The 23,941-nt window shown below is 70.1% G+C and carries 25 protein-coding genes; 13 read left to right on the plus strand and 12 right to left on the minus strand.

What is annotated here, in order from left to right; translation table 11 throughout:
• Position 1 precedes the first annotated feature (1 nt).
• Complete coding sequence (locus R8F63_17485) at positions 2 to 409, minus strand: cupin domain-containing protein (protein ID MDW3220405.1); 408 nt, start codon at positions 407 to 409, stop codon at positions 2 to 4.
• A gap of 54 nt (positions 410 to 463) precedes the next feature.
• Here R8F63_17485 and R8F63_17490 point away from each other — a divergent pair, with 54 nt between their 5' ends.
• The 6 genes from R8F63_17490 (at position 464) to R8F63_17515 (ending at position 7,115) form a co-directional block, all read left to right on the plus strand.
• A complete protein-coding gene (locus tag R8F63_17490; GenBank protein ID MDW3220406.1) occupies positions 464 to 958 on the plus strand; it encodes a MarR family transcriptional regulator in 495 nt (164 codons plus the stop codon).
• A gap of 71 nt (positions 959 to 1,029) precedes the next feature.
• A complete protein-coding gene (locus tag R8F63_17495) occupies positions 1,030 to 2,235 on the plus strand; it encodes a hypothetical protein (GenBank protein MDW3220407.1) in 1,206 nt (401 codons plus the stop codon).
• 15 nt (positions 2,236 to 2,250) lie between these two features.
• Positions 2,251 to 2,802, plus strand: a complete 552-nt coding sequence (locus tag R8F63_17500; GenBank protein MDW3220408.1) for a hypothetical protein — start codon at positions 2,251 to 2,253, stop codon at positions 2,800 to 2,802.
• 122 nt (positions 2,803 to 2,924) lie between these two features.
• Positions 2,925 to 4,985, plus strand: coding sequence for a hypothetical protein (locus R8F63_17505; GenBank protein ID MDW3220409.1), 2,061 nt, complete (start codon positions 2,925 to 2,927; stop codon positions 4,983 to 4,985).
• Positions 4,978 to 6,228 carry a DUF4062 domain-containing protein gene (locus R8F63_17510; GenBank protein MDW3220410.1) on the plus strand — a complete coding sequence of 417 codons (1,251 nt, stop codon included), beginning with the start codon at positions 4,978 to 4,980 and terminating at the stop codon, positions 6,226 to 6,228. The genes R8F63_17505 and R8F63_17510 overlap by 8 nt, the downstream gene beginning before the upstream one ends.
• A complete protein-coding gene (locus R8F63_17515; GenBank protein MDW3220411.1) occupies positions 6,225 to 7,115 on the plus strand; it encodes a hypothetical protein in 891 nt (296 codons plus the stop codon). Before R8F63_17510 ends, R8F63_17515 begins: the two co-directional genes overlap by 4 nt.
• Before the next feature lie 15 nt (positions 7,116 to 7,130).
• On the opposite strand, the gene R8F63_17520 is transcribed toward R8F63_17515, so the two are convergent.
• Positions 7,131 to 7,601 (minus strand): hypothetical protein, encoded by a 471-nt coding sequence (locus R8F63_17520; protein ID MDW3220412.1) that lies wholly within the window; start codon positions 7,599 to 7,601, stop codon positions 7,131 to 7,133.
• Positions 7,602 to 7,681: 80 nt separating this feature from the next.
• Between R8F63_17520 and R8F63_17525 the strand changes: the two genes are divergently transcribed.
• A complete protein-coding gene (locus R8F63_17525; protein ID MDW3220413.1) occupies positions 7,682 to 8,560 on the plus strand; it encodes a haloalkane dehalogenase in 879 nt (292 codons plus the stop codon).
• A 10-nt stretch (positions 8,561 to 8,570) separates the two neighbouring features.
• On the opposite strand, the gene R8F63_17530 is transcribed toward R8F63_17525, so the two are convergent.
• The 4 genes from R8F63_17530 to R8F63_17545 are packed head-to-tail and all read right to left on the minus strand — an operon-like array spanning position 8,571 to position 11,792.
• Positions 8,571 to 9,770 carry a RimK family alpha-L-glutamate ligase gene (locus R8F63_17530; GenBank protein MDW3220414.1) on the minus strand — a complete coding sequence of 400 codons (1,200 nt, stop codon included), beginning with the start codon at positions 9,768 to 9,770 and terminating at the stop codon, positions 8,571 to 8,573.
• Positions 9,767 to 10,741: a M14 family metallopeptidase gene (locus tag R8F63_17535; protein MDW3220415.1), complete on the minus strand. Its 975-nt coding sequence runs from the start codon at positions 10,739 to 10,741 to the stop codon at positions 9,767 to 9,769. The genes R8F63_17530 and R8F63_17535 overlap by 4 nt, the downstream gene beginning before the upstream one ends.
• A complete protein-coding gene (locus R8F63_17540; GenBank protein ID MDW3220416.1) occupies positions 10,738 to 11,211 on the minus strand; it encodes a RimK/LysX family protein in 474 nt (157 codons plus the stop codon). Before R8F63_17540 ends, R8F63_17535 begins: the two co-directional genes overlap by 4 nt.
• On the minus strand, positions 11,208 to 11,792 hold the full coding sequence (locus R8F63_17545; GenBank protein ID MDW3220417.1) for a TetR-like C-terminal domain-containing protein: 585 nt from the start codon (positions 11,790 to 11,792) through the stop codon (positions 11,208 to 11,210). The genes R8F63_17540 and R8F63_17545 overlap by 4 nt, the downstream gene beginning before the upstream one ends.
• A 93-nt stretch (positions 11,793 to 11,885) precedes the next feature.
• Between R8F63_17545 and R8F63_17550 the strand changes: the two genes are divergently transcribed.
• Positions 11,886 to 12,413 (plus strand): hypothetical protein, encoded by a 528-nt coding sequence (locus tag R8F63_17550; GenBank protein MDW3220418.1) that lies wholly within the window; start codon positions 11,886 to 11,888, stop codon positions 12,411 to 12,413.
• Here the strand turns inward: R8F63_17550 and R8F63_17555 are convergent, their stop codons facing one another.
• Entirely contained in the window at positions 12,414 to 12,572 is a 159-nt protein-coding gene (locus tag R8F63_17555; GenBank protein MDW3220419.1) for a hypothetical protein, read from the minus strand.
• Between the two features lie 25 nt (positions 12,573 to 12,597).
• On the opposite strand from R8F63_17555, the gene R8F63_17560 reads away from it, so the two are divergent.
• Entirely contained in the window at positions 12,598 to 13,233 is a 636-nt protein-coding gene (locus tag R8F63_17560) for a hypothetical protein (GenBank protein ID MDW3220420.1), read from the plus strand.
• Positions 13,234 to 13,250: 17 nt separating this feature from the next.
• Here the strand turns inward: R8F63_17560 and R8F63_17565 are convergent, their stop codons facing one another.
• From R8F63_17565 to sigK, 3 genes are read right to left on the minus strand one after another with little or no spacing between them, the layout of a single operon-like run.
• Positions 13,251 to 14,615: a pyridoxal-dependent decarboxylase gene (locus R8F63_17565; GenBank protein ID MDW3220421.1), complete on the minus strand. Its 1,365-nt coding sequence runs from the start codon at positions 14,613 to 14,615 to the stop codon at positions 13,251 to 13,253.
• A gap of 47 nt (positions 14,616 to 14,662) precedes the next feature.
• A complete protein-coding gene (locus tag R8F63_17570; GenBank protein MDW3220422.1) occupies positions 14,663 to 15,370 on the minus strand; it encodes an anti-sigma factor in 708 nt (235 codons plus the stop codon).
• Entirely contained in the window at positions 15,367 to 15,957 is a 591-nt protein-coding gene (gene sigK / locus R8F63_17575) for an ECF RNA polymerase sigma factor SigK (GenBank protein ID MDW3220423.1), read from the minus strand. The genes R8F63_17570 and sigK overlap by 4 nt, the downstream gene beginning before the upstream one ends.
• Positions 15,958 to 16,078: 121 nt before the next feature.
• Between sigK and R8F63_17580 the strand changes: the two genes are divergently transcribed.
• Together R8F63_17580 and R8F63_17585 are read left to right on the plus strand one after the other, a co-directional pair.
• On the plus strand, positions 16,079 to 17,671 hold the full coding sequence (locus R8F63_17580) for a molybdopterin-dependent oxidoreductase (protein ID MDW3220424.1): 1,593 nt from the start codon (positions 16,079 to 16,081) through the stop codon (positions 17,669 to 17,671).
• Between the two features lie 46 nt (positions 17,672 to 17,717).
• Positions 17,718 to 18,908: a fasciclin domain-containing protein gene (locus R8F63_17585; protein MDW3220425.1), complete on the plus strand. Its 1,191-nt coding sequence runs from the start codon at positions 17,718 to 17,720 to the stop codon at positions 18,906 to 18,908.
• A gap of 97 nt (positions 18,909 to 19,005) precedes the next feature.
• Here R8F63_17585 and R8F63_17590 read toward each other — a convergent pair whose 3' ends face one another.
• The gene (locus R8F63_17590; GenBank protein ID MDW3220426.1) at positions 19,006 to 21,570 is read right to left on the minus strand and encodes a hypothetical protein; all 2,565 of its coding nucleotides are present in this window, start codon (positions 21,568 to 21,570) and stop codon (positions 19,006 to 19,008) included.
• 97 nt (positions 21,571 to 21,667) lie between these two features.
• Positions 21,668 to 22,729, minus strand: coding sequence for an NAD(P)-dependent alcohol dehydrogenase (locus R8F63_17595; GenBank protein ID MDW3220427.1), 1,062 nt, complete (start codon positions 22,727 to 22,729; stop codon positions 21,668 to 21,670).
• Positions 22,730 to 22,832: 103 nt separating this feature from the next.
• On the opposite strand from R8F63_17595, the gene R8F63_17600 reads away from it, so the two are divergent.
• Positions 22,833 to 23,516 carry a TetR/AcrR family transcriptional regulator C-terminal domain-containing protein gene (locus R8F63_17600; GenBank protein ID MDW3220428.1) on the plus strand — a complete coding sequence of 228 codons (684 nt, stop codon included), beginning with the start codon at positions 22,833 to 22,835 and terminating at the stop codon, positions 23,514 to 23,516.
• A complete protein-coding gene (locus tag R8F63_17605) occupies positions 23,516 to 23,896 on the plus strand; it encodes a DUF2568 domain-containing protein (GenBank protein ID MDW3220429.1) in 381 nt (126 codons plus the stop codon). Before R8F63_17600 ends, R8F63_17605 begins: the two co-directional genes overlap by 1 nt.
• Positions 23,897 to 23,941 lie beyond the last annotated feature (45 nt).

Raw genomic sequence — 23,941 nt, forward strand, 5'->3', positions numbered from 1 at the left:
GTCAGTTAGCTCCTGGGTCGTTGGTTGCGTTGAAGTCGGTGGCGGCGTCAGCGGCGCGCACCACGAGGAATCGGACACCGTCGTCGCCGACGGTGAATCCGTAGAGGTGGCCTCCGGGGATGACGGCGGTGTCGCCGGTGCCGAGCACGGTGCCGTCGCTGACGATGATGCTTCCCTCGAGGATCGTCATGTGCTCGGCGATGTCGTGCGTGTGCGGCGGCACCTCGAACCCGGGCGGCATCTCGGAGATGTGCGAGTGGAAGCCGTGTTGGCCGGTCGTGAGCCGGCTCCGCCGGGCGCCGACGTCGTCGGCCTCGGCAGCGAGGGCGGCGACCTCGGCCTTCTGGTCCGCCTTCGTTTCCCACTCCAGGGTGGGGAGATGGCGGAAGATGGGTCCGGTTGCGTTCATGGGTCCATAATTGTCTATGTACAGACATTCTGCAAGTAGAGTATGTTCATCGACGTGAACTCACCGACGACGCACCTGCCCGACTATGTGCTCGACCCGTCGCCGCTCGCGCTCTTCACCCGGCTCCAGCGGGTCGGCTTGCATCTCGAGCGGCTCCAGGCGGAGGCCATGGAACAGATCGGGATGTCGTTCCCGGACTACACGCTCCTGGCGACGCTGCATCGGGAGACGGCGCCGCACCAGCTCCCGGTGAGTCGGCTCGCGGAGTTGGTCCTGCGCCCGATGGGGAGCATCACCCAGGTCGTGGACCGCCTCGAGAACACGGGGCTCGTGCGCCGCGCGGTCGATCCGTCCGACCGGCGCCGTGTCCTCGTCGAGTTGACCGAGGCCGGCATCGACCTCGCCGTTCGCGGCGACCGTGCGTACCGGATCTCGCGCCAGCGGGTGCTCGACACCCTCTCCGACGCCGACATCGCGCGGATCGACGGCGCCCTCTCCGAGCTCCTCGCCGCCCTCGAGGCCGACCAAGTCGCCACCGACCCCGCCTGAAGATTGGACGCGGGGTGGGACGCGGGGTCTGACCCCGGTGTCTCAACTCCCGGGTGAAGTACCGTCGCGCGGTGACGTCGGACGTCGATCGCATCGCCGAGTTGTGCACGGGCGTGCTCAACCAGAACTGGCGCGAGGGTGAGCAGGACGGGCGGACGTACGGCTTCAGTTCCCCGTCGCCGGGCCGCTACGACTGGCAGTGGTACTGGGATTCCTGCTTCCACGCGATCATCTGGCGTCGCCTCGATCCGGCTCGGTCCCGGCTCGAACTCGAGACGCTGCTCGACTCCTCGCGGGACGGCTTCATCGGCCACATCACGTTCCTCGGTCGTCCCCTCAACCTCGAGCGGGCGATCCGCTACAACGTCGCCACCCGTCATGCGCCGAACACCTCCACGATCCAGCCGCCCCTGCTCGCCTGGGCCTGGTCGATCGCCGTCGGTGACCCACGGGAGGAACCCCGCATCGCCGAGCATCACGACTGGCTGAAGGCGAACCGCGACCTCGAGGGGGACAACCTCCTGTGGCTCATCCAACCCGACGAGTCCGGGCTCGACGCGTCACCCAAGTTCGATCATGTGTGGGGATGGCGGGCCCAGGGCCGCCGCCTCTTCCCGACCCTCATCCACGGCAACCGTCGGCGCGGGTTCGACGCCCATCGGATCGCGGCGGACGGTCGACCGGTCGTGTGTGAGGTCGTCACGAACGTGCTCTGGTCACTCGCGGAGCAGGCGTTGGGGAACCCGTCGCCGACGCCGGCGTTGGTCGACCGTCTGTGGAACGACGGTCTCGGCCGCTTCATGGACGACGTGCGCCATCCCGTCCGCCCCCGCGTCGCGAAGGCCGACGTCCCGTTCACCTGGGACACGCTGGCGCCGCTCGCCCTGCCCGATCTGCCCGAGGAGATCGGCCACCGACTCGTCAACGAGGTGTTGTTGGACGAGGACCGTTTCTGGAGCGGCGTCCCCTTGGCGTCGGTCGCGCTCGACGACCCGGCCCACACGAGCCGTGACCACTACTGGGGCCTGCGCCGCTACTGGCGGGGGCCGAGCTGGGTGAACGCGGCGTGGTTCGCGTGGATGGGACTCCGCCGTCTCGGCTACGAGCGCGAGGCCGCCGACCTGCGTGACCGGCTCGTGGCCGTCGTCCTCGGGGAGGGTCTCCGGGAGTACTACGACGCCCGTTCGGGGGAGGGCATGGGCGCGGTCGACTTCGGCTGGTCGTCGCTCGTCTGGGAGATCGTCGATCCCCGCCCCTTTCCAACTCATATCGACTGATATAGGTTCGGGTCCATGACGGACTACGAGAACCGGCAGAACTGGGACCTCGACGCCTGGCCCGAGATGTACGGGAAGCTGAAGGAGTTGCAGGTCATGATCTTCCTGGCGCCGCCGGGGCCGGAGCTCAACTTCATGGTGTTCACCGTCGCCAGCCTGACCTCCGGCTGTCGGCACTGCCAGGCCCACGGGGGCTACGGCCTGCACTCCTTCGGGGTCCCGACGGAGAAGATCCAGGCGCTGTGGAGCTTCGAATCCGCTGACGCGTTCGACGACCGTGAGCGGGCCGCCCTGCGCTTCGCCGTCGCCGCGTCGTCGGCCCCCAACGCCGTCACGCCCGAGCACCACGCCGAGCTGCGGACCCACTTCAGCGACGAAGAGGCGCGAGCCATCCTCGGCGTCGTGTCGCTCGCCGGATTCATGAACCGCTACAACGACTCGCTGCGAACGGTCACCGACCGCGAGTCCACCGAGTGGGCGGCCGAACATCTGGGCCCGCTCGGCTGGGACATCGGCCCGCACGTCGGTGCCGCGCACGAGCAGCGATCCGGACCGCCGGGTCGCTGAGCGCCGCGCGACTGACACCACGGAGCGCGGCGGTCCCCACACACTCCGCGCATGGATTTCTGGCTCCGGCGGCGGTTTCGATCGTAGGATCGCGGCCCGGGGAAGGTTGGGGGCGGTTCGCGATGGGCGCACGACGAGGAACACGGCACCGGCCGCTGCTGCTCGCGTCGGTGATGCTGGCGCTCGCGGTCACCGGCTCGTTCACCGCGTACGCGGGAGCGCTCGGCGTCGCCGCCGGCCCGTCCCTCGCGATGGAGACAGCCGTCGACGTCGCCCCGCCCGAAACGACGACGATCGACTTCGAGTCCGGTCTCATCCCCGGGCAGATGATCGTGGGCAGTCTTCCCGATGGCGCCGGCATCGACGGGCCCGCGATCGGAACCGTCAGCATCGGCGGCGTCGCCGGCTTTCCGATGATCTTCGATTCCACCTGCGGCGGAAGCGCGGAAACCTGCGAGGGCGTGAGTCCTCAGCTGTACGCACCATCGCTCGGTCAGTCGCTCATCCTGGCGAAATGGCGGCAGGGCCAGGGACAGGTCATCACCGGTGACTCGGCGGCCACGATCACCGTCGGCTTCGCCCAGCCGATGCAGGTGCACACGTTCACCCTCCACGAGCTCGAGGACGGCGATCCTGTCGCGACCCTTTTCGACCCGGACGGCGCGATCGTCGCCACCCAGTCGATCTTCAACCACACGACGCCCACGGCGTTCGCCGCGCCCAGCCCCGACGCCTGGCTGAACGTCGCCACCATCCGTTTCCATCTCGACGGCTCGGGTTCCCTCGACGACATCGTGGTGTCGCCGATGCCTGACTGCGGTAGCGGTGCGATCTGGGACGGCACGGCGTGCGTCACGGACTGTGATGCGGACCCCGACGGACCCGGGTGTCCCTGTCCGGAGGGCGAGGAGCGCGTCGGTGAGTCGTGTGTGCCGGACTGCGGGGCGGACGAGCTGCGGGATGGTTCGGGTGTGTGCCGCCCGCGCTGTGAGGTCGACCCCGATGGACCCGATTGCCCGGTGGAGGACCCGTGCGATGCGGACCCCGACGGGGCGGGGTGCCCGTGTCCGGACAGTGACGAGGTGCGGGACGCGAATGGTGACTGCCCGACGGTCGATCCCTGTGACGCGGATCCGGATGGGCCCACGTGTCCGTGTCCCGCCGGCGAGGAGCGGATCGGCGGATCATGTGTGCCGGTCTGCGGGGCGGACGAGTTGCGTGATGGTTCCGGTTCGTGTCGGCCGCGTTGCGAGCTCGATCCGGGCCTGTCCTGTGGTGGCGACGACGGCGATGACGGGGACGACGGGGACGACGGAACCGACGACGGCACGGATGGAACCGACGGCGACGATGACGGTGACGGCGGAACCGACGGCACGGATGGCAGCGACGGCGACGATGGCACCGACGGTGATGACGGTGATGACGGTGATGACGGCGACGGCGGCACGGACGGAACCGACGGCACGGATGGAACCGACGGCACGGATGGAGCCGACGGCGATGACGGTGACGACGGAACCGAAACCAGCGACGGCGATGACGGAACCGACGGCACGGATGGCGATGACGGCACCGGCGACGACGGCACCGGCGACGACGGAACCGGCGATGACGGCACGGGGGACGACGGTGACGGAGGCGAGGAGGCGCCGGCCGACTATCGCCTGCTCGCGTTCCTCGACGACAACGACGCGGAACCCGGCCCGAGCGCCTCGGGGCCCGACGACATCGTCTACAGCCTGTTCGTCGTGGACGACGGACCGCGCCCGGCGGGGGCGATCACGATCACCGCGGAGATTCCGCTGGCGGCCGTCGACTTCGATCTGCGCGAGCTCCCCGAGATGTGCGAAGGCACGGCGAAGCGGATCGAGTGTGCCGTCGACTTCAGCGAGACGCCCGAGCTCTTCGCCTCGACCATGCCGGCCCCCCGCTCGACCTCCCGGGTGTTGACCACCGAGCTCGAGGTCACCGCGGTCGACGGCGCCGGCATGGCGATCGACGTCCGCAAGCCGGTCGAACCTTCGGCGCTCTCCCAGTTCGCCGGCGGGAGCGACGATCCCTTCGACGACGCCCGCAAGCAGCAGGTGCTCGTGTTCCTTCTCTGCGTCATCGCCCTGCTGCTCATGCTGATCATCGCCCGCCAGCCGACCGTCCAGGGCACCGCCGCGTCCGATGCCTAGGCGTCCGAAGGTGTTCGTCAGCTCGTCGATGGCGGAGCTCGTGGACGAACGTCAGGTGGTCGGCGGCGTGTGCGACGAGCTCCACCTCGACTCGTTCCTGTACGAGGACGACGCCGTCGCCAGCCCTGATCCGCCGGTCGTCGCCTGGGAACGCGACCTGGCGGACTCCGACCTGCTCATCGGGATCCTGTGGAAGCAGTTCGGCCGGTGGACGGAGAAGGAGATCCTGTTCGCGATGGAGAGCAGCATCCCGGTCCTGCTGTTCGTCAAGACCGAGGACATCGACGGTGACGGCGTGCCCGACATCGTCACGAAGGAGGTGGAGGCGTTCGTCAGCGGCCACAACGACGTGCAGACGGGCATCGCCGACGCGCGGTTCGCGTCGCTCGAGGAGCTCGAACGCAAGGTGCGCAACTCGATCCTCGACCTCCAGGCGCTGGCGCTGTCGTTCAAGCGCAACGCGCTGATGGACGAAGGCGCTCCGGTGCACGGCCGCGGCCGGGCCGCGGCGGTGCCGTCGGGTCCCCACGGGGCACTCGTGTCCGAGGCGAAGGGGCCGGGGGGTGCGCGCAAGGCGGACGAGGCGATCCGCCGACTGAAGCGACACCGCGGCCTGTTCTTCGGGCGTGCCGTCGACCGCGAGATCGTGGCCGACCTCATCGACCAGGACGAGCCGTTCGTCGCCGTGAAGGGCGATCCGGAGATCGGGCGGGAGACGCTCTTCCAGGTGCTCGCCAACGAGGAGCTGGTGGATCGCTACGCCGACGGCGCGGGGATCATCCCGGACGTGGCGAGCGGCGACACCGCCGAAGACCTGCGCCACGCGATCTGGGAGGCGTTCCACGAGTCGGGTGCGTTGGGGGCGGACGAAGAACGCGAACTGGCCGACCTCGAGAGTCTCAATGCGATGATCGCCCTCCTCGATGTCGACCTCGACGACGAGGTCGTCGACGAGGTGACCGAGATGCTGCCGTCGTCGGTGCTCGCGGCGACGATGCCGGCCGGAGCCGAACTCGACCGCTTCGTGCACGAGCTGCAACCCATCCTCGAGACCGAGGCCCTCGTCGAGGCGTTCTCGTTCTACTCGAAGGTCGAGGTGCCGCCGGAGCTCACGGAGGCGGTCGCCGAACGATGCCGGGCCACGGGTGGCGCGCCGGCCGACGTGAAGAAGCTGTGCCAATCGGCGTTGGCCGAGCTGAAGCGGACATCGCTCGAGAACTGGCTCGAGGGCACGCCGGCATGACGACACCGACCACGTTCGCGCCGAACGACCCGGATCTCGTCGCCGTGGGGGTGCAGTGGGCGGCGACCGCGGACAACAGCGAGATCTTCATCGACCGTGCCTTCGTGCGGTGGCTGATCGCGGAGCTGGAGGAGCGACGGGACTGGGCGACGGTGATCGCGGTCGCCCGCGACACCGAGCAGGCGATGGCCCAGGCCGGCCGGTGGGGCACCTGGCGGTCGATCCTCGAGTCGGCTCGCGGCGCGGCCATCGCGGCCGACGACCGGACGGCGCTCGGCTGGGCGACCCATCAGCTGGGAACCCGCAACCTGCTGCGCGACGACCTCGGCGCGGCCCGTGCCGATCTGCACGCGGCCCTGGCGACCCGCGAAGCGATCGGCGATCTCGGTGGTATCGCGGCCACCCGCCACAACCTGCGCATCCTCCCGCTCGCCCTGGCCGGCGTGATGACCCTCCTGACGCTCCTCGTCGGGTTGGTCGCCATGCTGATCCCGTCGTTCGATCACCCGGAGGTGCCCGAGCCGGAGTGGATTCTCGACATCACCGACGAGGTCGTGACCCTCGAGGAACTCCAGGATCCCGCCTTCCGAATCCGCCTGCTCAACCTGGGCACCGTGGCCCTCGAGGATCTGGACGTGCGCTCGGAGGACGAGAGCGTGCCGGTCACCGGCGACCTCGGCGCCTGTGGCACCTCCATCCCGATCCGCCAGGAGCCGGACTCGACCGGTGCGTGCCTGCTCGCGCTCGACGTGAGCGCGGTGACCGAGGACGACCTTCCCCTGGTCGTCGACGTGATCTTCTCCCACAGCCGGGCGGCCACGGACGGGGTCGACTCGATCGCGAGTCAGATCGGTGACAGCCGCGTGCTCATCCGCTCGGGCGGCTGACCGTCCCGTCGGTGCTCAGCGCGCCACGGCGCCGATCGCCCACACGAAGAGCCAGGCCAGCACCACCGCGCCGTGGGTGAGCGAGACCTCGCGGCTGTAGCGCCAGATCCGACCCTGCCAGGCGAACCGCAGGAGGTAGGCCGCGACGGTCACGCCGGTCACCATGCCGACCATCGCGAGCCAGAACTGGGTGTGGCGGAACCAGGCGTCCGGCTGCTCACAGACGACCCGGGGATCGGCCGACCCGCACGGGTCGTACCACTCGGTCGCGGTCAGGAACCACCGCCACCCGACGAACACGATGACCAGGCTCAGCAGGGCGCTGACCCGCTGCGCGGTGCGGTGGGAGCGGATCCGGATCTCGTAGCGCTTCTTGACCCGTCCGCGTCGCGTCGTCCCGACGGGGACGCCGACGAGCAGCGTGCGTTTCCGGTCGGGGACCTCGTCGACGGCGGTGGCGTCGACACGGCGCGGGTTCGCCCTCATGGTCCCCCTCCCACCGTCGCGTCGCACGGGTCGTGCCGGTTCATTTTGGGTCAGCCGGGCCGAGTTCGCCAGAATCGGGCATGTCCGACTTCGACGCGACGCCGCTCACCAAGTCCTTCGCCACCGTCCACGGCAAGCAGATGGCGTACCACGAGCGCGGTGCGGGTGACGCGATCGTCTTCCTGCACGGCAACCCGACGTCGTCGTATCTGTGGCGCAACATCGTTCCGCACGTCGCGGATCGCGGCCGCTGCATCGTGCCCGATCTGATCGGGCAGGGGGACTCCGACAAGCTCGACGACACCGGACCGGGCTCGTACCGCTTCGTCGATCATCGCCACCATCTCGACGGGCTCCTCGGCCAACTCGATCTCGGTGACGACATCACGTTCGTGATCCACGACTGGGGCTCGGCGCTCGGCTTCGACTGGGCGAACCGCCATCGCGAGCGGGTCGCCGGCATCGCGTTCATGGAGGCGATCGTGCGTCCGGTGACCTGGGACGAGTGGCCCGAAGCGGCGACCGGGATCTTCCAGGGGTTCCGCTCACCGGCCGGTGAGGAGATGGTCATCGAGAAGAACCTGTTCGTCGAGGCGGTGCTGCCCGCGTCGATCCTGCGCACGCTCACCGACGAGGAGCACGACGAGTACCGGCGCCCCTTCCTCGAGCCGGAGCACCGGCGCCCGACCCTGACCTGGCCGCGCGAGATCCCCCTGGAAGGCGAGCCCGCCGATGTCGTCGAGATCGTGCAGAGCTATGCCGACTGGATGGCCGAATCGGACCTGCCGAAGCTCTTCGTCAACGCCGACCCCGGTGCGATCCTCACGGGCCCGCAGCGCGAATTCGTGCGGACCTGGCCCAACCTCACCGAGGTCACCGTCGCCGGCAACCACTTCATCCAGGAGGACAGCCCCCACGAGATCGGCGCCGCCCTCGCGGCCTGGATGGACGCGCGGTAGGCCGGTCCGGTCAGTCGCCGTTCTCGTCCGGGATCGGCTCGTCGGGCAGCGGTTGGATCCGCCGGTGGCGGCGGCGGCGCTCCGGGATCATGTCGCGCATCGATTCGAGCTTGCCGAAGCACAGGAGCCGATCGTCGGCCTCGAGCTCCCGGTCCTGTCGCGGGTTGGGGATCACGGTGGTGCCCCGGTTGAGCGTGAGGATCTGGATGTCCCGCTCGCGCAGCCCCGAATCGGCGATCGTCGTGCCGACGAGGTCGGCGCCCTCGCGTACATGGAGTTCGGCGACGCCGTAGCCCGTGCTGACGCTGAGTCGCTGGCGCACGTCGAGCTCCGGGAAGTTCACCTGGTTCGCGATGTAGTCGATGATGGCGCCGGCGATGTCGAGCGATGTCGCCGCCTCGATGCCTTCGAGTCCGGGTGAGCTGTTCACCTCCATCACGAGCGGTCCGTCGTCCCCCTCGAGCATGTCGACGCCGGCCACCCGCAGGCCCATGATCTGGGCGGACTGCACGGCCGTGCGTTCGTACTCGGGATCGAGCTCCACCGCCTCGGCGCGCCCGCCCCGGTGCACGTTGCTGCGGAACTCGTCGCCGCTGGCGACCCGGCGCATCGCGGCCACGACGCGGTCGCCGATCACGAACGCCCGGATGTCGCGTCCCTTCGACTCCGCGATGAAGCGCTGGATGAGCACGTTCTGCTTGGCGGACTGGAGCGTCTCGATGACGGCCCCGGCCACGCGGTCATCGGGGGCCAGGATGACGCCGATGCCCTGGGTGCCCTCGAGCAGCTTGATGACGACCGGGGCGCCGCCGACGCGTTCGATCGCGGCGGGGACGTCCGAGCGGTCGCGCACGAACGACGTCGCGGGGATGCCGATGTCGTGGCGGGACAGGATCTGCGTCGCCCGCAGCTTGTCGCGGGAGTTGCCGATGCCGTTGGCGGTGTTGGGCGTGTAGACGTCCATCTGCTCGAACTGGCGCACGACGGCCATGCCGAAGTACGTGATCGACGCGCCCACGCGGGGGAGCACCGCGTCATAGTCGCTGAGCTGCTTGCCCCGGTACTGGAGATCGGGTTCGGCGTGGGAGAGATCGATCGCGAACCGCATCGTGTCCAGCACGCGAATCGTGTGGCCGCGGTCGAGCGCAGCGGCTCGCAGTCGTTGGGTGCTGTAGGAACGTGGGGCGCGGCTCAGGATGGCAAGTTTCATGGGGACCCCTCGGGATCTCGTTGTTCGGCGATGTGGATGAGTGCGTCGCCGCGATGGACGACGGGCGATTCGGTGCGGCCGATGATCCAGCCAGCGTGGCGGGCGACGACCTTCTTCTCGGTGCTGCCGATCGCGTCGCCGACCACCCCGACCTGGTCGCCGGCCTCGACATGATCCCCGAGTTCGGCGGAGAGTCGGGCCAGGCCGCTCATGGGGGAGCGCACCCAGCGGGATGCGGCCAACTCGATCGTGCTCGTGCGTTTGCCCATTCGCCCGGCGGGGGTGACCTTCAGGTGGGCGAGCACCCGGCGCACGCCCTGCACCCCGACCTCGATGGCCTGCTGATCGAAGCGCCACGACTCGCCGGCCTCGTAGAGCAGCACGCGGGCATCGGAACGGACGGCGGCTTCGCGCAGCGAGCCATCGCGCAGCCTCGCGTGCAGCGAGAAGGGCGCCCCGAAGGCGGTGGTCAGCTCGCGGGTGAGCTCGTCGGTGAGGTCGGCGCGGATCTGCGGGATGTTGTGGCGGTGGTCGGAGCCGGTGTGCAGGTCGATCCCGACGTCGCTCTTGCGCACGATCTCGGTCATGAACGCGTGAGCGAACCGCGACGCGAGCGAGCCGGTCGCCGTGCCCGGGAAGGATCGGTTCAGGTCACGGCGATCGGGCATGTAGCGGTCGCCGGTGGCGAAGCCGGGCACGTTGACGACCGGCACGGCGAGCACCGTGCCGCGCATTTTCGTGGGATCCAGCCTCGTCATGACTTGACGGATGATCTCCACCCCGTTGACCTCGTCGCCGTGCAACGCGGCACTCAGCCACACGACCGGACCGTTGAGCCGGCCGTGGAAGGCCACGACCGGGATCGCCATCCAACCGCCGGAGGGCAGCTGTGCGGGCCGCAACTCGAGTTCGTGGCGTTCGCCGGGGACGAGTTCGGTGCCGGCGATCTCGAGGGATGTGCGTTTGGTCATGGTGCCTCCGCGCCGCGAAACGAGGTGGCCGGGTCGACCAGGAAGTGGCGCCGGAGCGCTTGTCGACCGATCAGCATGCGAAAGCCCATCTCGTCGCGGTTGGTCAGCGTCAACTCGATGGTCTTGGTGACACCGGCGAGCTGAAGACTCGTTCGGATCACCGGCCGGATCTCTGTCCGACCGTTGGAGCTGCGGATGCGTCGACGGTCGACGACATCGCACTCGACGGTGGCCATGCCGATCCGGTTGCGTTGGCGCGGCCGGATCTCGAAACGGACCCGGTCGCCTCCGTCGATCTCGACGAGGCCGATCGCGTGGAGCGCGGACGTGCGCGCGCCGGTGTCGACCTTGGCCTTCACGCCGGTGACCCCGAGGTCGGGGAGGTCGATCCACTCGCGCCAGCCGATGACGACGGGGTCGATGCGCTTGCGGGCGCGCTTCTTGGGTCGGGATGGCTTCGAGGGGGTCATGGTGTGAGGGCGGGAGTGAGATCGGGCCGCTCGATGCCGGAGACGATGAAGTCGAGCAGGGCGGCGAAGCTCTCGTCGGTTTCCTGGGGGTTGACGAAGGCGCCGGACGCTTCGAGGGTGACGAACCCGTGGATCGAACTCCGGATCACCCGGGCGGCGTGGACCGCGGCGTCGCCGGTGTAGCCCCACGGTTCGACGATGCGAGACAGCACGGTGGTGATCGTCTCGTGCGGACCCGTGCGGCCCTCCGATTCCCGTCCGGCGGGAAGGAGCAGGCTCGCGTACTGCCCGGGGTGGTGGCCGGCGAAATCGCGGTAGGCGATCGCAACCGCCCGCAAGGCGTCGCCGCCGGACCGGGCGACCGCGGCGTCGAGCAGCGAGTCGGCGAGGTTGCGGGCGGCCTGATCGGAGATGTCGCGGAACAGCCCGTCGACCCCGTCGACGTGGTTGTACAACGCCGATGGCTGCACCCCGAGGTCATCGGCAACCCGGGCCAACACGACCTCGTCGAGCCCGTCACGATCGGCGACGGCGATGGCGCTGGCGATCACCTCGCTGTGGTCTATTCGTTGCTTTGCCACGGCGGGAGTGTAGCCGATGAAACTGAGTGACATTCATACTTTGGTGAAGTATCATCACCAACTGTGAACACTCTTCTCAGATCGGAGCGCAGGGTGCCATCACGTCGCCCACCGCGAATCCACCGGACGATCGAGCACGAAGCGACGATCCATCGACGCTTCGCCGATGTCCTCGAGATCGTCGAGCGTCACTGCCCGCAGATGTTGCATGTGGGCACGGTCGCCGCCGACCGTGCCGCGTGCGTGCTCGCCCCCGAGTTCGGCGCGCTCGAACACTTCGATCCCGACGAGAAGCTCGTGGTCGTCATCCTCGACGACGCGTCCGCGATGAGTGCCCGTCACTGTGCGGTGGAGTTCGTCTGGCAGGCCGATCGCGATGCCCGGCTGCTCGCCAACGTCAGTTGTCGGCTGGACTTCCGGGCCCTCGACTCGGGCGGGCAGCGGGCCACGACCGAGGTGCGGCTCCACGCCGAGTACGACCCGCCGCAGCGGCACCGCGGGTCCTCCGACAAGATCCTGCTCGGACGGCGGGTGGTTCGTGCTGCGCTGGACAGCCTGCTCGACGAGATCGTCCGGTTCGTCGAGAACTACGAGGAGACGATCGAGCTGCGGCTCGCCTGATCACGCACGGGTCGGGGCGTCGGCCAACCGGTCGTGGAGTCGGTCGCGCAACTCCGTTGGATCGAGCTCGGTCCAACTACGGCGCCGGCGGGTGGCGACCACCGCCCCGGCCGTCACCCCGGCGACTCCCGCGAGTCCGATCAGCTTCCAGATGCGCATCGCCCCATAGGGTAGGACGGGGACGATGAGCGAGACGATGACGCTTGCCGCCGCGGCCGCGGCAACGAGTACCGGCGACGTCTGGCTCTTCCGCGGGAAGAGTCCGGCCGACCGGGCCATCCGGCTCTTCACCAACAGTCCCGTGAACCATGTGTCGATGGTCGTCGCGCTCGACGACCTCCCGCCGCTCCTCTGGCACGCCGAGCTCGGTCAGTCGCTGACCGACGTGTGGACGGCCACCCGGCACCGCGGTGCGCAACTCCACCGGCTCGAACACGCGGTGTCGGTGTGGGTGCACACCTACGGCCAGAAGGCCTGGTTCCGCCAGATCGATCGCACCGTCACCCCCGAGATGGAGGACACGATCCTCGCGACCGTGGCGGAGTTCTCCGGCCGCGCGTTCCCCCGCACGGGGGCGCTCGCGAAGCGGTGGCTGCTCGGCCGGATCCGACGGGGCGTGCCGCTCGAGGATCTCTATTGTGCGGAGCTCGTCGCCACGACCTACGAGCGCATCGGCCTGCTGGAAGCGCGGCGCCCGGCGAACTGGTACGACCCCGGGAAGTTCTGGAGCGGTGATCGACTCGATCTCGTCGGGGCCACCCTCGGACCCGAGATCCAGATCACCGACATCCCGCCCCCGCCCGGCGACGACCAGCGCTGACGCGCCCGCGTCCGGCGTCAGTGCGACGCAGCGAGTTCCACGATCACGTCGGCGGCCCGGGCGGCGTCGGCGACGGTGGTCTTCCACGACGACACGCTGATCCGCATCGCGGCCTCGCCCCGCCACTGGGTCGGTCCGCACCAGATCCGTCCGTCGGCTGCGATCGTGGCGAGCAGGCGCTCGGTCGTCGGCCCGTCGCGGAAGCGCACGAGCACCTGGTTGAGCACCACGTCGTTGAGCACCGCGAACCCCTCCTCGTCGCTCAGACGATCGGCGATGGCAACCGCGCCGGCGCACGACTCCTGGACGAGCGCGGCGACGCCCTCGCGGCCGAGCGTGCGCAGGACCGCCCACACCTCGATCTGGCGGGCCCGCTGCGACGACTGCGGTGTGTGGTGCATCGCCTCGAACGCATCGGCCGGTGGCAGGTAGCCCGCCACGGAGGCGAACGTCCGCCGCAGCGCACCGGGCCGCTGGACGAACGCGATGCCGCAGTCGTAGGTGACGTTGAGCCACTTGTGCGCATCGGTCGCGAGCGAGTCCGCCCGGGTGAGCCCCTGCACCAGCTCGGCGCGGGTCGGGTCGGCGAGGGCCCACAAGCCGAACGCGCCGTCGACATGGAGCCAGCCGTCACGCGCAGCAGTCCAGTCGGCGATCGCGTCGAACGGGTCGAAGGCGCCCGTGTTGACCTCGCCGGCCTGGGCGCACACGAGGATCGGGCCGTCGGCGGGGTCGAGATCGGGGAGTGCGTCGGCCCGGAGCCGGCCCTCGGCGTCGGCCGGGACCGACACGATGCGCTCGCTGCCGAGCCCGACGAAGCCGAGGGACTTACGCAGCGTGGAATGGGCCTGGGCCCCGGTGACGACCTGGATCGGCGGGGCACCGAACAGCCCTTGTGTCGGAGCGTCCCACCCGGCGTCGGCCAGGAGCGCGTCGCGGGCGGCGGCGAGGCAGGAGGCATTGGCGACCGTGGCTCCGGTGACGTAGGCGACGTCGGTGTCGCCCGCGAGACCGAGCAGGTCGATCAACCAGCCGCGGGTGACGTCGTAGAGTGCGGACGCAACCGGCGACATGACCGGCAGCGCCGCGTTCTGGTCCCAGGCGGCGGTGAGCATCGCGGCGCCGAGCGCGGCGGGGTGGGTCGCGCCGGTGACGAAGCCGTAATAGTCGGGCCCGGTGTTGGCCACGGTTGCCGGGCCACCGACCTCGGCGAGCAGTTCGAGGGTGGCGCCCGGATCGCCCGGTCCGTCGGGCAGCGGACCGGCGAGGCGCTCGAGCGCGGCGACCGCCTCGTCGTCGGGGAACACCCGCCTCCCGTCGACCGAGGCGGCGTGGTCGAGCGCCCGTTCCGCCGCCGCCCGCACTGCTAGGAGTTCGTCCATGTCCGCATCATGGCACCGCGGACGAGCCGACGACGGGCCGACGGTGCTCAGACGGTGCCGGCATACAGCACCGCCCCGGTCGGCTGGTCCGACCCGCCGGCGGGCTCGATCGTGACGCCGAAGCCACCGCCGTCGATGTCGTCGACGTCGAGCACCGCCCGCAGCACGCCGTTGTCGTCGGGACGGAACAACCCCGCGGGGGCGACGCCCTCGTCGAGCAGGAACCAGAGCTCGTAGATGAATCCGGGTCCGGGGTCGGCGAGTCCGTTGCCGATGACGACGACCTGATCGAGCGCGGCCGACCAGACGACCCGGATTTCACCGTCGTCGCCCTCGAGGGAGAGCACGACCGCGTCGGGCTCGCCGAGGACCCGTTCGAAGTCGTCGGTTCCGCTGGTGCCGCGGAGCGACACGGCGAAGCCGACGATGGCGATCACGGCGGCTGCCGCGGCGGCGAGGAAGCCCGCTCGGCGGGTGCGGTTCCGGCGCCGGTCGGCGAGGTCGACGACGCGGTCGGGAACGATCGGGGGAATCTGACGGGTCTGGGCGATCTCGGCCATCACCCGGTCGCCGAGACCGGCGGGGGCGGGCGCGGCGTCGGCGGAGGCGAGGACGGCCGCCGTCTCGCGATAGTCGACGACGTCGGACGAGCAGATGTCGCACGTCGGGTAGTGGGCCTCGAACGCGGCGCGCTCGTCGTCGTCCAGCGCGTCCAACGCGTACGCCGCGGCGAGGTGGTGCAGGTCGGCGTTCATGACGTCACTCCCATCGTGTCTCGTAGTTTGATCAGGCCATCGCGGATACGCGTCTTCGCGGTTCCCTCGGCGACATCGAGGAGGACGGCGACCTCCCGGTAGGTGTGGCCGCCGTAGTAGGCCAGGGTCACCGCCTCGCGTTGTGTGTCGCTGAGATCGATGAGCGCTCGGCGGACCCGCTCGCGCTCGAGACTGTCGCCCACCTGCTCGCTGACGGAGTCGTACTCGATGGTGGCGGTCTGGTTGTCACGGTCCTCGCGATCGCGACGGGACTGCTCGGACCGCACCCGGTCGACCGCCCGGCGGTGCGCGATCGTCGTGGCCCAGGCTCGTGCGGTCCCCTTGCCGGCGTCGAATCGCGGGGCGAGCCTCCACAGCTCGACGAAGACCTCCTGCGCGACCTCCTCGGCCATCGCCCGGTCCCGCACCACCCGCAGGACGGTGCCGTAGACCAGCGCGGAGGCGGACTCGTAGAAGCGTCCGAACGCCGCTTCGCTCCCGCGACCGGCCTCCCGCAGCGCGTCGGTCATCAGATCGGCCTCCGCGTCAGGGGGGTCGACCGCGCGCAGGCGACGGAGGGGGTTCATCTCGTTCATTGTCGCTCGCCGGCGGCGTTGGGCATGACCACCGTTCGGAGCGGGCGGGGGGTCGGATTGGATTTCCTCGGACACGACCCATCCGCAGGTCCGCCGGCGTCGAACCCCCGCCATGACCTCCACCGACCGCCCGAGTGACGCCGAGTTCCGATCCCCCGTGTTCGCTCGCCCCGGTTGGGTGGGCGTCGTCGCCGCGGCCGCCGGCGGGCTGTCCGCTGCCGCGGTCGGCCTGGGAGCCGGTGAAGTCGTCGCCGGCCTGAGCTCGAACCTGCGCTCGCCGATCCTCGACGTCGGTGACCGGGTCGTCGACCGGGTGCCGTCGTGGGCGAAGGACCTCGCGATCGACTGGTTCGGGACGAACGACAAGATCGCGCTCCTGGTCGGCATCGCCGCTCTCCTCGCCCTCTACGCCGCCGTCGTGGGCGTGGTCGGGCTCCGGCGCTCCCGCCGTCTCGGCATCGCGGGCATCGCCCTGTTCGGGGTGCTCGGCACGCTCGCCTCGCTCGGCGCGCGGACCGGGGCGGAGCTCCAGTCGCCGCTGCCGAGCATCGTCGGCAGCGTCGTGGCCGCGACCGCGCTGTGGTGGCTGGGCCGGCCGTCCCCGGTCCGATCCCGCGGGACCGCCGGGACCGTGCGCCATCCGAGTGAGCGTCGGCGCTTCCTCGCCCAGACGGGCGTGTTGGCGGTGTCGGCCGCCGTGCTCGGTTCGATCGGCCGCAAGCTCGAGGCCCGCTTCAGCGCGGCCGACTCGCGTGCCGCGATCACCCTGCCCCGGCCGGACGTGCCGGCCCCCGCCGTGCCCGCCGGCGCGCAGGCCGAGGGCGCGGCGTCGCTCTTCACACCGAACGCGACGTTCTACCGGATCGACACCGCCCTGACGGTGCCGCAGGTGCCCGCCGAGGGCTGGGAACTGCGGATCCGCGGTCTCGTCGAGCGCGAGCTCCGCCTGTCCTACAACGATCTGCTCACCCGCTCGGTCGAGGAGCACGACATCACGCTCACGTGCGTGTCGAACACGATCGGCGGCGATCTGATCGGCAACGCCCGCTGGATCGGCGTCCGCCTCGACGATCTGCTCGCCGAGGCCGGGATCGATCCGGCCGCGGACCAGATCGTCGGCCGGTCGGTGGACGGCTACACCTGCGGGTTCCCGGTCGCCGCCCTCGATGGTCGCAACGCCCTCGTGGCGGTCGGCATGAACGGTGAACCCCTGCCGCTCGAGCACGGCTTCCCGGCGCGGCTGATCGTGCCCGGGATCTACGGCTACGCGTCGGCCACGAAATGGCTGACGGAGATCGAGCTCACGACGTTCGACGACTTCGATCACTACTGGGTGCCGCGGGGCTACGCGGCTCAGGCACCGATCAAGATGCAGAGCAGGATCGATCGACCGCGGGGCCTGGACCGCATCCCGCCCGGTCCCTTCGTGATCGGTGGCGTCGCGTGGGCCCAGCCCACCGGCATCGATCGCGTCGAGGTGAAGATCGACGACGGCGACTGGCTCCCTGCCGAGATGGCCGCCGAGGTCAACGGCTCCACCTGGCGCCAGTGGTCCACCACATGGGACGCCACTCCCGGCCGCCACACCGTCGAAGTCCGCGCCATCGACAACACCGGAGCAATCCAGACCGACGAGCGCTCCGAACCACTGCCGGACGGAGCATCCGGACACCACACCGTCGTCGTTCTCGTCGACGAGTCGTGACCGGCCCCCTCCACAACCAACCTCTCCACAAGAAAGAGCAACCCCCATGCGTACCCCGAAGAAGTCCCCCCGAGTGAAGCGGAGCCACCGGCTCATCGCCCTGCTCGCCGCCTGCAGCCTGCTGTTCGCCGCCTGCAGCGATGACGACACCGACACGACCACCGATCCCGCGCCGGTCGACAACGCCGACGGCGGTGACGACATGGCCGGGGACGACATGGGAGACATGGACGCCGACATGCTCGGTGCCTTCGGTCCCGCGTGTGGCGCCGTCCCCGCCGACGGTGAGGGTTCCTTCGCGGGCATGGCGGACGACACCGCGGCCACGGCCGCGTCGGCCAACCCGCTGCTGAGCACGCTCGTGTCCGCCGTGGTCGAAGCCGATCTCGTCGACACGTTGAACAGCGACGGTCCGTTCACGATCTTCGCCCCGACGAACGATGCGTTCGCCGCGATCCCCGCGGACATCCTCGACGCGGTGCTCGCCGACAAGGACCTCCTGACCAGCGTGCTCACCTATCACGTGATCGGTGGCCAGTCCTCCGGTGCCGCCGATCTCGGCGCTGCCGGCTCGGCCGCAACGGTCGAGGGTGGCGATGTCACCTTCGGTGCCGACGGCACGGTCGTCAACGACGCCAACGTGGTCTGCTCCGACGTCTCGGTCGCCAACGGCACCGTGCACATCATCGATTCGGTCCTGCTGCCGCAGGTCGCCCTCGATGCGATCGCCACGCTTACGGGTGGTAGCGAGGACGCGATGCTCGGCGCCAACGGCGTCGCCTGCAGCGCCGTCCCGACCGACGGTGAGGGTTCCTTCGCCGGCATGGCGGACGACACCGCGGCCACGGCCGCCTCGGCCAACCCGCTGCTGAGCACGCTCGTGACCGCAGTGGTCGAAGCGGATCTCGTCGACACGTTGAACAGCGACGGTCCGTTCACGATCTTCGCCCCGACCAACGATGCGTTCGCCGCCATCCCCGAGGACGATCTCAACGCCGTCCTCGCCGACATCGACACGCTCACCAGCATCCTCACCCTCCACGTGATCGCCGGCGAGCAGATGAGCTCGGCTGACCTCGTGGAGGCCGGTTCGGCCACCACCGTCAACGGTGCGGACCTCATGTTCGCCGCCGATGGCGATGCGGTCACGGTGAACGGCGTGGCGACCACCATCTGCCAGGACGTGCCGACGGCCAACGCCACCGTGCACATCATCGACGCCGTGCTGCTTCCCTGACCCCTCCACACGGGTAGCGCGGCCCTCCCCGGGGGAGGGCGAGCGGGCAGGCCTTTCCTTCCAGGGGGCCTGCCCGCTTTCGCGCGTGTCGCGCGATTCAGTCGGCCGGCCGGACGGGGCGTTGCCAGACGTCGGGGTCCAGGTCGGTCTTCCCCCGGTCGGCGCGGAGCTCGGCCGCCTGCGTCTCGAGCGTCGCGCAGCGGGCGCGGGCGTCGACGTAGCGGCGGTACGCCGCAGCCGCGTCGCGGTCGATGTCTTCGAGGCGGGTCTCCATCGTTTCTCGGTCCGTTCCCTCGTCGGCGCGGTCGAGCTGCACCCGAAGCGACTCGGCCTCCACGAGCAGGCGGGCCGCCTCGGCATCGAGATCGGCGACCCACCGGCGGGCCTGTTCGGCCTGGTCCTCGGCGTGGGCGAGGGCGGCGAGATCCGCGTCGTCCGGCTCGGCGTCGAGCTCGACCTCCTCGGAGGCGAGAATCATCACCGCCAGCGGCAGGCTCTCGACGAGCATGCCGAGCGGCGTCTCGAACGGCCCGATCGCCGCGCCGTGGCGAACCCGGAGCGGGGCGAGCGCCAGGGTCGCCGCCCCGAGCGCGGTGGTGAACGCGGCCGGCGTGGGATCGACGGGGCGGACCTCGGCGGAGATGCGGGCCTGGTCGAGGAGTTGGGCGACCCGTTCGGGCTCGTGGGCGTCGTCGCCGCTGGGCACGTGGACGATCACCCGGGCGGCGGCCCAATCCGGGCTGCGCTGACAGAGCCAACCGAGCAGGGTGATGAGCTGGCCGACCTGGTCGTCACTCCACCACAACGCGATCGTGCGGTCGGCCGGAGCGGTTGCCTCGAAGCGCGTCCAGGCGTCGTCGCGGACGTTGACGACCGCGACGTTGGCGCCGAACCGCTGGCTCTGTTGCAGCATGGATCCGTAGGCCTTGCGATCGGCCTCGGAGCCACGCAGGTCGCGCACCCCGAACACGGTCAGGTTCGGTTTCAGGTTTCCGATGCCGTGCGTCTGGACGAGCGCCTGCACCCCGGAGGCGTCGTCCTGCACCGTGATCACCCGGGCGAACGCGCCGGGGACGACCTCTCCGACCTCGGCCCGCAGGTCGGCCTCGATCTCGCGGGCCTGACGCCGCCAGATCGGGCCCGTTCCCTCGAGGATGCGCACCGCGGTGAGGAACCCCGAGCCGCCCTCGAGCCACGACGAGATGGTCATCATCCGCCGTCGGCTCGTCGGATCGCGAGGGACGAAGGCGAGGATGCAGGGCCGCCAGTCGCGTGATCCGACCGGTTCCTCGGCGAGCGACTGGAGATGGTGGCGAGCCCGTGTGTAGTGGTGAGCGCCGGAGCTGTCGACCCAACGGTCGGGGACGTCGCGCTGGCCGAGATAGGCGTAGAGGAGCAGGAGCACCAGGCCCGCGAGCACGCCGGCGGTCGGATTGATGGCGAGGATCGCGCCACCACACGCGAGGGTGCCCGCGAGGCTCGCCCGATGATCCCCCCACCGGAAGCGGGGCCGGAACGAGGTGCTCCCGGCCCGCATCTCGTAGTAGGTGGCGTAGTTGATCATCCCGTAGCTCGCGAGGAAGAACATCGAGATCAGCGGCGCGATCGCGTTCAGGTCGCCGGCCGCGACGGTGATGAGCGCGATGACGAGGCTGATGCCGAGGGCGCGCCGGGGGTTGCTCGCGGGGCCGGCGCCGACGGCGAAGACCTCGAGGCGGGGCAGGACCCGATCCTCGCCGAGGCGCTGGAGGACCCGCGGCCCGCCGAGCGTGGAGGCCAACGCGGACGAGAGCGTCGCCGCGAGCACGCCGACGAGCATCGTCCATCCGGCGACGGACAGGTCCCCCATGATGGTGGACGTCTCGGCTGCCAGCGTGGCGAGCGGTGTCGTGCCGGCGAGGAGGAACATCGCCCCCAGGTAGACCACGGTCGACAGGCCGACGGCGGCGAAGGTGCCCCGTGTGATCGACTGGCTCGGGTTGCGCAGGTCGCCGGACATCGCGACGCCCTGACTGAAGCCCGTGACGGCCGGGAAGAAGATCGCGAACGCCTCCCAGAAGCCGACGCCGCTGTCCGGCGCGCCCCAGCTGTCGGCGAGACGATCGGTGTCGAAGTCGCCGGCCGCCCCGAAGAAGAAGGACACGAGAGCGATGATGAGGAGCGCCATCACGAGGTACTGGAGTCGCGTGGCGAGGTCGGCGCCGACGTAGCCGATGGCGCCGAGGACCAGCACGAGACCCGCCGCGATCAGCCGGATCGCAAGTTGGTTGTCGTGACCGAGCGCGGCGATGACCGCCTCGGCGAAGCCGATCGCGTAGAACGCGATCGACACCGAGATGGCGAGATAGAGCACGATGCCGACCGCGCCACCGAACTCGATGCCGAGCGTGCGCGAGATGAGGAAGTACTCGCCGCCCCCGCCGACCCGCATGTTCGTCGCGACGACGGCCAGCGAGATGCTCGTCAGCACCGACACCGAGGTGGCGAGGGCGAGGATGAGCAGCCCCTTGGTGAGCCCGACGGACCCCACCACGTAGGCGACGCGCAGGAACAGGACGAGGCCGAGGATCGTGAGGATGCTCGGCGTGAACACGCCGCCGAAGGTTCCGAGCGTGCCCAGGGTCGGCGACGCAGGTGCCGCTCCGTTGTTGCGTCCGGTCATCGAACGACGTGGATCTCGCGCTGACGGGCCCCGGGCATGCACGGAAGATACGCGATGGCGCGCACTCCCGACGCGCGGACGGTCGGCGCCCGCGGTTTCAGGCCACGATGATGACGGCCTTGCCCCGGATCCGACCGGCCGCGAGATCGTCGATCGCGGTCGCGGCCTCGGCGAGTGGGTAGGTGCGGTCCACGGGTGCCTCGACCTCGCCGGCGTCGATCAGGTCGCGCAGCGGCTTCCACCGATCGGCGCCCTCGTCGCTCATGAACATGACCAGCCGCTGCGAGACGAACGGCGAGATGGCGGCGGCCCGGATCGACCGGCCGAATCCGCCCGTGAGCTTGTTGCCGCCCTCACCGCCGACGACGACCAACGTCCCCTCCGGTGTGAGTGCCTTGCGGAGCCGACGCAGCGGGTTGCGTCCGCCGGTGTCGATGATGAGATCGAACGGTTCCTCGGCGGTGAAGTCGTCGGTGGCGTAGTCGAGGGCCACGTCGGCGCCGAGCCCGCGGACGTGGTCGGCCTTGGCCGCGCTGGCCACGCCAGTGACGTGGAGCCCGTGGGCATGGGCGATCTGGGTGGCGAAGCTGCCGACCCCGCCGGACGCGCCCAGGATCAGCACCCGCTGGCCCGGCTTGGCCGCGCCGGCATCGAGCACCGCCTGGGCGGCGGTCGAACCGGAGACGGCGATCGTCGCAGCCTGCTCCGGGGTGAGCCTCTCGGGGCGATGGGCGAGCTTGCTCGCCTTCGCGGTGGCGTACTCGGCGAGTGTGCCCATGCCGATGCCGTAGACCTCGTCTCCCTCCGCGAAGCCGGTCACGTCGGCGCCGATCCCGACGACCGTGCCCGCCAGGTCGAGCCCGGGCACCGTCTGCTTGGGCCGGCGGATGCCGAACCCGGCGAGGCGGACCAGGTAGGGGAGCCCGGTCATCAGGTGCCAGGTGCCGCGGTCGACGCCGGCTGCCTTGACGCGCACGAGCACCTCGTCGGCGTCGATGGTCGGACGCTCGATCTCGGCCACCTCGAGCACGTCGGCGGCGCCGTACCGGTGCTGGACGATCGCTTGCATGGTCTCACGCTCCGGGGATGTGGCGGTGGTGGATGCCGCGGCGGCGATCGACGCGGCCGAGGCTGCGGTCGTGGCGGTTGTAGCAGACATGAGTGTTCCTTGCGTTTCACTTCGTACTTAGTATGGTTGTGTTCGTGCATCCAACCGTACTAAGTACGTCATGTCAAGTGGAACGTCCGCTCGGGTGGCAGCGATGGAGGTCGCGATGAACGCGACACAACCAGCGAAGGCGCCGCGACCCCGCCTCAACCGCGAGGTGGTGATCGCCGGCGCGGTGGAGGTCGCCGACGAGATCGGGGTCCATCCGCTCACGCTGCGAAAGCTCGCCGCCCACCTCGGTGTGAAACCGATGTCGATCTACCACCATGTCGCGAACAAGGACGAGATCCTCGACGGGATGGTCGACGCCGTCTTCGCCGAGATTCACACGCCGGCCGCCGACGGCGACTGGCGCACCGAGATGGGCACCCGGGCCCGGTCGGCGCGGGAGGCCCTGCGCCGCCACCCCTGGGCGACCGCCATGCTCGACTCGCGGGCGAACCCGGGGCCGGAGAGCCTTCGCCACAACGACGCCGTCATCGGTTGTCTGCGGGCGAACGGGTTCGATACGGCGCTCGTGGCCCACGCCGCCGCGGTGCTCGACGCGTTCATCTTCGGGTTCGCCATCCAGGAGGCGTCGCTTCCCGGGCAGGGCGGCGAGGAACTGGTCGAGCTGGCCGACCACCTGATGGCCCGGTTCGCCGCCGACTACCCGAATCTCGCGTGGTTCACGGCCGAGCACGTCACCCAGCCCGGCTATCACTTCGGCGCGGAGTTCGAACGGGGGCTGGAGCTCGTCCTTGGCGGCATCGCCGCCCGACTCGGCGCCGGTTCGTGATGGCCGGGTGGAACCTGGCGCTCCGATTCCTGCTCGAGCTCGCCGCGCTCGTCGGGATCGCGATGCTGGCGTGGGACGCGGGTGATGGCGTCGTGGGTGTCGTTGCCGTGGTGATCGCCCCCGTTCTCGCCGCCACGGCGTGGGGGGTGTTCAACGTGCCCGGCGATCCGAGCCGGTCCGGTCGTGCGCCCGTCGTCGTCCATGGGTTGGTGCGCCTGGCCATCGAGCTGGCGATCCTCGGGCTCGGGACATGGGGACTCTGGACGGCGTCACCGCTGCTCGGCGTCGTCGTCGCCGTGCTCGTCGTCTTCCACTACGTCGTGTCGTGGCGCCGCGTCACGTGGTTGCTCGGCCCGGTCCGCGCCCGCGGAGCGAGCTAGCGCCGGCTGGTGCTGCGGCGGTTGTTGGCGAAGTCGAGGACGAGG

Source organism: Acidimicrobiales bacterium, assembly GCA_033344915.1.
Taxonomy (GTDB): Bacteria; Actinomycetota; Acidimicrobiia; order Acidimicrobiales; family Aldehydirespiratoraceae; genus JAJRXC01.